We start from the raw sequence: 11,236 nt of genomic DNA, 5'->3' as shown, positions 1-11,236 counted from the left end.
GTATAACCATTCCGTAGTAAAGTTGTTCGGACTGTAAATTAAATATGTACTTTCCACGTACTCTGCCTTCGTACTCTTAAACCATGTATTGAAGCTTGGAATTGAAATTTCGCTTTGTATTTTGTCCAATGCTTTTGTCCAGACATCAAGTTGTTCCGTTGCTTCTATTTTAGTATTCTTAACTTCATGAATTACTGGCTCCCCATTTACCCTTTCACTTAGAAGAAGTTCTTCAACAGATTTGCTGAAGACCTGTCCTAGTTTTAGCAGAACTTCGATATCAGGCAAACATTCGCCTTGTTCCCACTTGGAAACGGCTTGATGGCTTACGCCCAGTAAATTGGAAAGTTCTACTTGCGTTAATGATAGTCCCTTCCGCAAGTCCAATATGTTTTTACCGACTTTTACATTATCTAACACTGTGGATCACCTCCATTACTCAACTTAAGCAAATAGTATCATAAAGAAAGCGAAATCAAAATCGAGTATATGTTGAATTGAATGTACCATTAAATGCAACCGTTGGTTGCAAAGGATGTTGAACTAAACTGCCCGTTAGCGTTTGAAGCACCCGTAAGTCTAAAGCTATTTTCCGAGTCTACAACTTTATTTTTCAGTCTAATACTTTATTTTCTGTGGACATTTAACGCTATAGCATGATTTTTAAGGTGTCATAAGCTGCTTTTCTCGAAATAACGATTCTAGAGTTCGTTGCAATGTTAATCCATTCTGAATGGTTTAAATAAGAGTTTTTAGGTTCGTAAGCCGTGTATTGGATAAGGGGAGCTCATCGTTTTGCCTAAGTTTCATCAAAATAAAGTAGGGCTATCCCAGGCGTAGATAAATCTACGCTTGGAACAGCCCTTGGGAAGATTGCAGACAAAATCACGAACCAATTGCCTGCAACTTATCTACCAAATCGAGCGCATCTGCCAAGCATTCATGGTTTGAAGCAGCGCATCGCCGCCGCGAGCAAAGAAAGAGATACCTATATCTTCTGGTCTCGGATAAACCCGATTGGTCATGGCGACCCTGCCTTCGCCTGCAAACAATTCAATAGAGGAGCGATCAAGAAACAGTCTTAGCTGCAAACGCCCGTCTGAAGACAACTGAAGCGGCGCCTCGCTAACTCCGCCATCGCCTTCACCGCCAAGATTACGATCCATATAAATCTTTTGTTCGCTTATGGAATAGCTAATTTCTGTATAGTCTGTCCCATCCTCGGAGCTGCGTACACGAATACCTACTTCTGTGGCTTCCGTTCCAGCCAGATCAAATACGATATCCATTTCAAGAGAGTCTCCATGGAAACCATTTATTTTGACAAATTCGTTGCTTGATAGAGCTACATCAGACGCCGAAACCTGTTGTCCACGCAGCATGGAAAGCTCCGGCACTGGATTGCTTCGCACCGTACCATCGGCTGCTAACGTCAATTCGCGCGGCAGCGTCATTCCGCCAAGCCAGCCATGCGCTTGCTCGGGCATCGTCGCTCCCCATATGTTCATCCATGCGATCATAATTCTTCTACCTTGATCATCAAGCAGCGTTTGCGGCGCATAAAAGTCAAAGCCATAATCGATTTGTCCCATCTGCTGCTTATCAAAGCGGCAGCTTGCGTAATCGAACGTCCCTGACAAATACAGGTTTTTGATTGGTGCAATATTCATCGGGGAGATGAGCAGCGTATGCTGCTTGCCTTCTCCAAGCGGGAATAGATCTGGACATTCCCACATATCTCCCATCGTACCATCACTCTGCGCCGCAGCACCTTGATATTCCCAGCTCAGCAGATCGCTCGACGTATAAATTAACCCTTTGCCAAGTCCGTCTTTGCCGTAACCAACGACCATATGCCAATTATCTTCATGCTTCCACACCTTCGGATCACGGAACCCGAACCGCTGCGCATCAGGTGAATCACCGATCACCGGATTAGCAGCATACTTGTGGAACGTCACACCGTCGGTGCTCGTTGCTAAAGCCTGAACCTCTTCCGGTGTTTTGCCATCAACATGTCCCGTATAAATTAACGTTAAAACGCCATTGTTATCTACTGCGCTTCCTGACCAACAGCCCTGTCCGCCAAACTCCGCTTTGTCATAATCCTCGGATGGTGCTATCGCAACCGGCAGATGCTCCCAATGAACTAAATCCTTGCTTCTAGCATGTCCCCAGTGCATCGGACCTTGCTTCGATTGATAGGGGTCATGTTGATAAAACAAATGATAATGTCCTTCAAAATAAATCATGCCGTTCGGGTCATTCATCCAGCCTGCTGGCGGCATCATATGATAATGAAGCCGATATGTTGTATCAATCGTTTTCACATTTTCTTGAAGCGCTTTATTCGCATTTGCAATATAACGTTGATGAAGGTCTTGTTTGCTTGTCGTATTTTCCAACCTGATCACCCATCCTTGCTTGTGAATTTTCATCACGCCAATTGAGCATGTGTAAACGCTTACTTTTTATACCAATCCGTCCTCCCGATCGCAAATAGCTCCAGGCCATTGCTTTCGGTAGACGGACTCACCTCTGCTGTAAATACAACTGCTACGTTCTCTTAATTCTAGGATCAGCACTATATTGCAAATAGTATTCTTTTGACCTTTGCCACTATTTAAAATACTGCTTGACTATACCTTTACCCTCATTAACTTCCACTTCGGCATAAGCACCGTTTATGAGCGTAATTTGTGGAGGGACATGCCCGCAATCCACATCATAAATGATCGGAATTTGAAGCTCTTCTGCGAGCTCTTGATACACATCTTCAACGGTATAACCATCTACGGATTGATTTGCTGGACTCCGTCCGAACAAAATGCATGGGCTTTGCTCAAACCAGCCTGCCAGCTTCATTTGAACCAGTGATCTTCGTAAATCTACGGTCGATAACTCACAGTTTTCGAGGTACCACAAAATAGGCTCACCATCGATAAACTGCTCTCGAAAAGCGGATACATCACCATAAGGTGTGCCGACTAAATGTCTAATCACATCAATACAGCCTCCAAGTATACGCCCCTCGGTCTTCACTTGTTGGTTGGAGGTCGATTTCCAGTATGTAGGCTCGTTCAAATGAAATACATAAGGGGTTGGATTATCGTGCTGCCATTCTTTTTGATAATTTTTAGACGAGTATTGAATGATAGCTTTTCCCGCCTTAGTAGATAAAACCGGTTGCCACATGGCTGTCGTCTCATCCGAATATTCGCCTCTTAGATCAAATAAATTAGCGCCATGTGCAGTCGCTATGCCTGTCTTTAACGTAGTCGCAAATAGCAGTACGCTTATATCTGAATAGCCCATTATCCATTTATCATTTAAGCGGTCGAAATCAATATATTCAAGCATCTCAATCAACAGCTCGCCTCCCCATGGAGGAATGACGATATCAATGTGATCGCTGCTCATCATTTCATTAAACTCATCGGCACGTTTTTTGGCAGGTGATGATTTGGCTTTATTTTGCGTCCAAACTGTCTCCCCGCAAATGACTGAATACCCTTTCGTCTCCATACGACTGCAAGCCAGCTTAAACGAGTCATGCATAGAAGCAGAAACCCCATTCGATGGTGCCGTTACGCCTATCGTTGCTCCTTCTTCAAACCTCGGATATTTGATCATCATTGTCCCCCAGCATAAATGTCTTTTAAAATAGAAAACGCGTCATTCTCTAATGCCATTAGCTCTTTAACGATGGTTATACATTGCTCTTTTTGTTTCACTTCGCGCTCTCGCGGCTCTTGATATGGATACATCTCTTTCAGCTTATTAGATCGAGAGACAACTTGTCTATACGTATGGATTAACTCGTTAAAGCTTTGTCCTTCCATACCTAATGATGTTCCCTTTAATTCCGTCAGGAACTGCACGGCATGACTCCTAGCCTCGCACAAAATTTCGATAAATAAACTGAAATAATATTTATCCATCGTTTCCCTCTCGAGTGCATCCAGCCAACGTTCGTAAGCTTTTGCGCCAACGAGATACGTTTTGCCCTGCCACCGATAAGCGCCATCCTCATTTAAACGAATAACATAATCAAGCGCTTCTATAAAAGCGGTTCGTTCGTCTACTGCTTGAATAGGAACAACCGAATGCAAAGAAATGAGGCCGCCTGCCTTGTTTTTTTGTTCGGATTTCTCACCATTCTTTACACAGTTTATACAAGGACAGCGGCTTAGACCTAAGAAACTCCAGGGTATTGCATCTTCGCTGTGCTCATACCCTGTATGCCAATTATATGTATAATAACCGTGATCATCATGGGCGTACACGACAGATGTCTGGTTTTGAATATCAATATTTTTAGAAAAAACGGGATGATTGGCACGTAAGGCGCGCTTTGCTTTCTCCCACGCTTCCGCTTGCAGACGTTTAAAGTCTTCTCCTTCCGCATAAGCATGCAGCCCACTAACCTCTAATCCAATATTGCGAACAAGCCGAAAAACCTCCGGCTCAGGAGGTCCCCCGTTAGGTTCAACTAGTCTTTCATCAATGACATGTAAGAAAGCAAGCCCCGTCATGCCATAAATCCATGCTGCCGAGAGAGGCATTTGATAAAAGTCAGCCGTAGATTTAATAGCACCAATTAATGAACTGTCCAGTCCACTAAATTTGTAATGATCAATTTTCACCAGTGTGTTAGCACTCCATTGATTATTTTCATCCATAGGGCTACCTCCATCTCTTCATGGTCACACCTGCAAAACCTCTACACTATAGTCGATTCCAATGTTTTAGCTATAGCTTCCTCTAAGGGTGTAGCCGTGAAGCCAAACCTCTCTGAAAATAGACTGCTGTCAATAATAAAATCATTTTCGAACTGGTACAGCATTTCGATGCTTTCTCGAGCTGCCGGTATAAACAATCCCCCTATCCGAAGCATCGTTTTCCCCATCGTTTGAATGTTTGCAGGGAATCCAGCAAGTCGATAAGCTGTTTCAACAAATTCTCTTGTTGTAACCGCAGCATCGTTCGGAACATGCCAGGCACGGCCAAATGCATCTTCATGTTGACTTAACACGACAAGCGCTTTCCCAAAATCATCGATAAACGTATACGTATGCTTCTTATCCGGATTCCCCATAACCGTGCACGCTTTGCCTTTCACTATCGGCTTGAACAACCGTGAACCAACAGAAGAATGGTGAACATTCGGTCCAAAAAAATCCGCTCCCCGACCCATCGTCACCTGCAGTATCCCCTCTTGATAGAGCTGCAGCAGACGATTAGACATGTCTGCGCGTACTTTCCCTTTCTTAGTCACGGCTGTGTAAGGTAATCCTTCATGCATGCTCCCATTAACCTGCCCATACATATATACATTTTCGGCAACGACCAGCTTCGCTCCTGCAGCTATAGCTCCCGATATGATATGCTCCTGAAAAGGCAAAAACAACTCATGCCACTTCTGATATGGCGGCTGCGCACACTGAAAGACAACCTTTGCATGTTTCATTATGGCCTTTGTCTCATCCTCATTCATTACGTTCGCTTGCTTTACACTCACCCCTGAAGGCACAGTCGCTTTCCCGCTCAAACTAACCATTTTGACAGGTTCTCCAAGAGCAACAAGCTCCCTCATGACGGCCATGCCCAGCGGACCCGTTCCGAAAATCACATTCATATTGTTTTTTCCTCCCCATTTGGTGAATAAAAACAATATAAACCCTATAGTAACTATAGGGTCAACGCTTTTCGAACAGAAACTTGAAGCTCTACAATAAACTCCTCCGGCTTCATCATTTGAGCCATATCAACCAAATACAGCTCAATCGACGGGCCCGCTTCGATGTAGTTATGCTTCTCCATCCACTCCAGCAGCTTGCTGTAAATCCGTTTGCACGATTCGGCATTCGGAATTCCGCAATAAAGAGCTGTAATATACTCGCCTTCAGGGACAATTCGGCTATAATCATTTGGAGCTTGAGCACCAGTAGAATCGGTAGAAATACAAAATTCCAAATCGGAATCCTCACGATCAAATGTCAAAATATTTTCATGGTAAATCGTCATCAATTGCTTCGGAATTAATCCGTTTGCTTCCGCCTGCTGAAATAATCGTGTAAACTTCACAACCGATGCTTCCATCCCGCACGCTGATCTGCTGCGATCAGATAGGATAAGCCGCTCCGGCAAATGTTTTAATTCCACTAACACATCAAGGTTTTTAAGCTCATCGCCTAAATCCAGCAAATAATTGATTTGTTCCGATCGCTTTCCTATTAATTGTACAAGCTGCTCTAATTGTTCAATTTCAGTAATCGTGTTCCTTCGTTTTAATTCAAGCTTCTCTATTAAACTGCTTAAGCTTCCATCTTTTAAAGCAGCTTTTATTTCATCAAGCGAAAATTGCAATGTTTTCATGTCTTGGACGATTTTAATATAAAGAAGTTCATAATTGGAGTAATACCGATAACCAGTGGATTTATCCGTATGGCTGGGTATGACCAAGCCGATCTTGTCGTAAAAGCGCAGTGTTTGAACAGCGATATTACATATCTTTGCCGCTTGGCCTATAGAGTAGAATTGATCGTTGCTCATCGAATCTATTCCCCTTTGAGAGTCTCGCCTGTTAATAAATCTATCTGCTGCAAAATGGGTTCAGCTAATTCAAGTTGTTTCGTCGCAAATTCCAAATCGCCATGCCCTGCGAGAGCAAAATCCAGATTGCCTAAGGTAGACATCAGTATGCGTGCAGAAACTGCAAAACCAAAAGCCTTTTTGTCAGAAACAATATCAGAATGATTCATCATACATGTGAAAGTTGGCTCTTGTGTTCCACCAAATAAAACAAGGTTGCCAACATAGGAGGCCAAATCCCAGTAGTAGGGCATTAATGATATGTCCTCAAAATCCATCCATAACCAGCCCTCCGGGCTCGGTATCAGGTTCCCTGCATGGGCATCTCCATGACTGGGTACTAACAAGTCTAGCTCCTCCCGCATCTTCTCGTCCCATTTATGAAATTTCTGCAATAAAGCTTGTATTCGTTCATCGGGGTTTTGTCTTAATCTTTGTGCTGATTGACAAGTGCGCTCCCAAACGCCAAGCATAGGAACATCACCTTCGAAGTCCTTCATTGCCTTAGAAAGTTTATTAATAAGATCAACTGCTTCCTTCGGTGATGGAGGTTGCAAGGCTGCAGGAGGGACATAAGCCCACAGCGTCAGCCATGTATCTGCCACGTTATGAGGACCCGCATCAACAAGGCTAGTTGGCAGCAGCACGGGGACATTCATCGAATGAAGGTAACGCGCTACAAGCAGCTCTCGATCCTGTATCTTGTATGCATACTCTCCATCTGCTTCAGAGAGGGCAATCGCTATTCTTGCGACAATGGGATAAGGAGCTAGATGAATAATTAGATTCCCACCCTCACTAAGCACATGAGGCGTAATATCGGTTAACCCCCATTCATTGGCCATTAATAATAATGATGAGATAAGCTCGTTTTTATTAGGCATTGCAGCAGCTCCTTAACAAAGTTATACATTTATTTTAGCTTCACTGCTGTCTCGCTCAAAGGTAAAAAACGTTTCATAGTCAACTCTAGGCAAAAACTACTATTTCTCAACGCTTCAACTTTATCTCATACTTCGATTAATGACATGCTTTATGCCATTATTCAAATCAAGGCTTTTAAGTTCGGGCACATCGACTTAAAAAACAATGCTCAGCCGCCAAAAGCAATACGATAACCGTTATTGTCGACAATGGTAAGCTCACTCCATCCATCTGACCAATGCGGTCCTTGCACAATCTTCACTTCTTTTGAAATAAACAACTTATGTAACTGTCTTAATCCCTCTGGATTCGTATAGCAGAAAGCATCAAAATAAAGTCCGCCTTCTACTGACGAATTGGGCCGAATATTACTTTTCAATTTAGCTTCGTGTAGAATAAAGGTCACATCTCCGTAGTTCATATGGATGTGTCCGCCGATATTTTCTGAAGTAAATCCTATTTCTTCATAAAAATGAACGGAATCTTGTAAATCTGCTACTAAAAAAACCAATGATGGTCCTTTCAAATGAACCAAGTTTACACTATTATTTTCCACCAATAACAACTCCTAAAATTTATAATTTATTCTAACTATTTCAACAAAAAGAAAGTTCAATCATCAACCTCGCAAAATATCCGTTTTATGATTCAATAGATCCCTAAACAGCTGCTTCTGCACGCTGCTAATGCATTCAATATCGATATCCTCCAATTTCGTAAAAACCAACTGCWGTGACTCATTATTGCTGTCCGTATGCAGTACATTCTTACCATCCTCAGCTAATTTACCTGTTAAATCTACCGCCACGTTGAAGATAAACATGACGAATACAACTTCATTGCCATCAGGATATCGATACTGCATATTGGGACCAGTATAAATGGAATACAAATCATATTCTGTTACATGCAGACCCGTTTCCTCCAGCACCTCTCTTATCATCGTTTCTTCAATCTTTTCTCCCGCTTCCATTCCGCCGCCAGGCAGACCCCAATCTCCGTAGTCTGATCTTCTCTGTAACAATATTCTTCCAGCTTCATCTTTAATAATGGCTCCGCCAGTAACGATAATTCTCTTATTCATAGGCTCACTCCCTTTTGGATTGAATCTTTAGCGCATTTGTTTCTTCCTCAATGCGACCAACGTCAATACGCTCAAACAACAGCTCTAAACCTTGAATTTTTTGATTAGCAGCTACAGTAATGAACTCCCAGCTAGGCTCAGGAAGAGTTAGAAACCTTCTTGTTTTCTCGCATGAGAAAGGAATAAACGGGTTCAACAATTGAGACAGATTCGCTATAATTTGCACGCAAGTGTTTATAGTAAAAGCACAAGCCTCTCGATTTTCTTTAATCTGAACCCATGGCTTTTGTTCATCAAAATATTTGTTTGCTCTGCGAATAGTAGCAAAAATCAACTCAATCGCTTCCATTAGTCGTCCTTCTTCAATGCATGCACCTGACTCGACATATAAAGAAGCAATGGCTTTCATCCATTCCGCGTTCTGCTTGCTTTCAGGAACGTTTCCTTCAAAAGATTTATTTACAAACGCTAGCGTACGATTGACTAGATTGCCAAATGCGCCAAGCAATTCTCCATTGTGACTATAAATAAATTCTCGCCAAGAAAAATCAGTATCCCGTTTCTCTGGACCGTTTGCGATCAGGAAATAACGAATAGAGTCTGGCTCATAACGCTTCAAAATGTCCGGCACCCATACCGCCCAATTATTGCTTGTCGAAAACTTTTTCCCTTCCAGCGTCATGTATTCACAAGAGATAATTCGATCAGGCAAATGGTATTCCTCGGCGCCTATCAGCACAGCCGGCCATATTAGTGTATGAAAAGGGATATTGTCTTTACCGTGTACATAATAAGCGGTTATTTCCTCATTTCCGTCCTTCCAGAAGGCCTCCCAGCTGCCGCCTGTTTCAGCAGCCCACTGCTTGCTTGCCGATAAATATCCGCTCACTGCTTCAATCCAGACGTAAATTTTTTTATCCTCGAACCCTGCAACCGGAACCTCCACACCCCAATCTAAATCCCTTGTCGCCGCACGATCTTGAAGCCCCTCTGCAAGATATCTTTGCGTTAATTGTACTGCATTTTCTTTCCAGCCTTTTGTTTTTTTTGCATACTTAGTCAATTCAGCTTGGAAGGAAGAGAGTGCAAGATAATAATGTTCCGTTGGCCGCTCAATTGGAGGATTCCCGCAAAGCTTGCATGTCTTGTCTGTAAGGTCGGCTGGGTCAAGCAAGGCTGAACAATAATCACATTGATCGCCTCTCGCACGGTTGCTGCAAACAGGGCAAATCCCTTCAACATATCGATCCGGCAAAAATCGTTGATCTGTTTCACAATACGTTTGTTGGATTGTTTTTTTATATAAATGTCCTTTTTCTAAAAGTGCCAAAAATAACTGTTGAACGACTTGGTGATGAAATGGCTGGTCTGTTCGAGTATACAAATCATACGTAAACCCAAGCTGTTTAAAGCATTCGGCAAATTCCTGATGAAATCGATCTGCAATATCTCCCGGAGAAACACCCTCCTGAATCGCTTGCACCGCAACAGGCGTACCGTGGCAGTCACTTCCAGATACGTACAACACCTTATTTCCTTTTGCGCGGTAATAACGTGCCAACACATCCCCTGGCAATACACTCGCCAATCTTCCCAAATGCAATGAACCGTTCGCATAGGGCCACGCACCGCCAATAAACACATTTGTCATCCTAATACCTCCTTTTTTTGACAAACAAAAAAACCCTCATCCCAAAGGGACGAGAGCTGTGCTCACGCGGTACCACCCAATTTTATTAATGCCTCGCGGCATTAACCTCTTCAGGTACGATGCTTATGCATGTATACCCTAGCACAGTAACGGGTGCGGGTTCCGGCGCAGCCTACAACCATATGAGGGTTCGATGCGCAGCTCAGAGACCATATTCCCAAAGTTATTCTTTACCCCTTTTCAGCAACCGGGGCTCTCTGTAAAAAGACATCGCCTTGGTACTCTTTCTCATCATAGCTTTTTATTAGAATATTCAATTTATTGGAATTATACTCAATATGATATTTCAAGTCAAGGTGATTATGTTACTGCCCACATCTCCTTATTCCTACCTTGCTTTATTGTATCTCCATCAAACTATCCGCGATTGCACATACCCACATTTTCGAAACCTCGAATGCCCTTACCTCATATTGGATGTTATTTCCCTTATCATCCGTTACCCAAATCAATTGATGCTGCTTCCCATCCGATAAGTATATGCCTTCCTTTTCACCAACTAGAATGGTCTCAATGAGATGATCGTTGATGTCCGGAACATGAATTCTGTTCTTGGTTGTCGTCAAAATATGCAGTTCGAATTCAATGCCTTCTTTCTCGTATACGAACGCAGCCCCCACGGTTTTATTTTTTCTTGAAGCTCTTCTATGCCTTCATGCCATATTTCTTTTTCATAATTAGTTTGATTGCTTATCATTTTATCCGGATTATCGTGAACGATGTATATCGCTTTACCCGTTCCCGGTTTCAATGAGTTAATAATCTGGTCAAAAGGATTGTCTATATTTAGCGTGTCAACTGTAACTTTAGCTAACATCTCACCTTTTTTATTAACGAGCATGATTTCTTCAAGCACCTTTTGCTTCAATCCCGCTGGTGGATAAATATGATTTGCCTTTTCCATCAACATGCGTTTCAACTAG

General features: G+C 42.7%; 12 protein-coding genes and 1 other annotated feature. All 12 genes read right to left on the bottom strand.

Translation table 11 applies throughout. The features are described from left to right. Window positions 1-420, bottom strand: a 420-nt coding sequence (locus AB4Z17_RS28120; RefSeq protein ID WP_441963476.1) for a helix-turn-helix domain-containing protein, incomplete at its 3' end; no start/stop codon positions are given. A gap of 491 nt (window positions 421-911) precedes the next feature. Then, entirely contained in the window at window positions 912-2,405 is a 1,494-nt protein-coding gene (locus AB4Z17_RS28115) for a glycoside hydrolase family 32 protein (protein ID WP_441963475.1), read from the bottom strand. A gap of 214 nt (window positions 2,406-2,619) precedes the next feature. Next, on the bottom strand, window positions 2,620-3,633 hold the full coding sequence (locus AB4Z17_RS28110; RefSeq protein ID WP_441963478.1) for a S66 family peptidase: 1,014 nt from the start codon (window positions 3,631-3,633) through the stop codon (window positions 2,620-2,622). Next, the gene (locus AB4Z17_RS28105) at window positions 3,633-4,682 is read right to left on the bottom strand and encodes a hypothetical protein (RefSeq protein ID WP_441963473.1); all 1,050 of its coding nucleotides are present in this window, start codon (window positions 4,680-4,682) and stop codon (window positions 3,633-3,635) included. The genes AB4Z17_RS28110 and AB4Z17_RS28105 overlap by 1 nt, the downstream gene beginning before the upstream one ends. Before the next feature lie 41 nt (window positions 4,683-4,723). Next, window positions 4,724-5,638 carry an NAD-dependent epimerase/dehydratase family protein gene (locus AB4Z17_RS28100; protein ID WP_441963471.1) on the bottom strand — a complete coding sequence of 305 codons (915 nt, stop codon included), beginning with the start codon at window positions 5,636-5,638 and terminating at the stop codon, window positions 4,724-4,726. A 53-nt stretch (window positions 5,639-5,691) separates the two neighbouring features. Then, entirely contained in the window at window positions 5,692-6,555 is an 864-nt protein-coding gene (locus tag AB4Z17_RS28095; RefSeq protein ID WP_441963469.1) for a MerR family transcriptional regulator, read from the bottom strand. Window positions 6,556-6,560: 5 nt separating this feature from the next. Continuing rightward, window positions 6,561-7,478, bottom strand: coding sequence for a phosphotransferase family protein (locus AB4Z17_RS28090; protein WP_441963467.1), 918 nt, complete (start codon window positions 7,476-7,478; stop codon window positions 6,561-6,563). Between the two features lie 209 nt (window positions 7,479-7,687). Continuing rightward, window positions 7,688-8,074: a VOC family protein gene (locus tag AB4Z17_RS28085; RefSeq protein WP_441963465.1), complete on the bottom strand. Its 387-nt coding sequence runs from the start codon at window positions 8,072-8,074 to the stop codon at window positions 7,688-7,690. A gap of 63 nt (window positions 8,075-8,137) precedes the next feature. Then, window positions 8,138-8,602 (bottom strand): NUDIX domain-containing protein, encoded by a 465-nt coding sequence (locus AB4Z17_RS28080; RefSeq protein ID WP_441963464.1) that lies wholly within the window; start codon window positions 8,600-8,602, stop codon window positions 8,138-8,140. Between the two features lie 4 nt (window positions 8,603-8,606). Further along, a complete protein-coding gene (gene metG / locus AB4Z17_RS28075) occupies window positions 8,607-10,253 on the bottom strand; it encodes a methionine--tRNA ligase (RefSeq protein WP_441963462.1) in 1,647 nt (548 codons plus the stop codon). A gap of 42 nt (window positions 10,254-10,295) precedes the next feature. Beyond that, window positions 10,296-10,557 (bottom strand) — a binding site (T-box leader). Between the two features lie 94 nt (window positions 10,558-10,651). After that, window positions 10,652-10,879 carry a hypothetical protein gene (locus AB4Z17_RS28070; RefSeq protein WP_441963460.1) on the bottom strand — a complete coding sequence of 76 codons (228 nt, stop codon included), beginning with the start codon at window positions 10,877-10,879 and terminating at the stop codon, window positions 10,652-10,654. Next, complete coding sequence (locus AB4Z17_RS28065) at window positions 10,876-11,217, bottom strand: hypothetical protein (RefSeq protein ID WP_441963458.1); 342 nt, start codon at window positions 11,215-11,217, stop codon at window positions 10,876-10,878. The genes AB4Z17_RS28070 and AB4Z17_RS28065 overlap by 4 nt, the downstream gene beginning before the upstream one ends. Window positions 11,218-11,236: the final 19 nt, after the last annotated feature.

This window comes from Paenibacillus sp. TAF43_2 (assembly GCF_052113545.1).
GTDB lineage: Bacteria > Bacillota > Bacilli > Paenibacillales > Paenibacillaceae > Pristimantibacillus.
This window is presented reverse-complemented; position numbering and strand designations above follow the sequence as displayed.

Bases quoted from the DNA above. Each gene is read 5' to 3' on its own strand.
- AB4Z17_RS28110 (WP_441963478.1), bottom strand. From the start codon at position 3,633: ATGATCAAATATCCGAGGTTTGAAGAAGGAGCAACGATAGGCGTAACG.
- AB4Z17_RS28105 (WP_441963473.1), bottom strand. From the start codon at position 4,682: ATGGATGAAAATAATCAATGGAGTGCTAACACACTGGTGAAAATTGAT.
- AB4Z17_RS28100 (WP_441963471.1), bottom strand. From the start codon at position 5,638: ATGAATGTGATTTTCGGAACGGGTCCGCTGGGCATGGCCGTCATGAGG.
- AB4Z17_RS28095 (WP_441963469.1), bottom strand. From the start codon at position 6,555: ATGAGCAACGATCAATTCTACTCTATAGGCCAAGCGGCAAAGATATGT.
- AB4Z17_RS28090 (WP_441963467.1), bottom strand. From the start codon at position 7,478: ATGCCTAATAAAAACGAGCTTATCTCATCATTATTATTAATGGCCAAT.
- metG (WP_441963462.1), bottom strand. From the start codon at position 10,253: ATGACAAATGTGTTTATTGGCGGTGCGTGGCCCTATGCGAACGGTTCA.
- AB4Z17_RS28065 (WP_441963458.1), bottom strand. From the start codon at position 11,217: ATGGAAAAGGCAAATCATATTTATCCACCAGCGGGATTGAAGCAAAAG.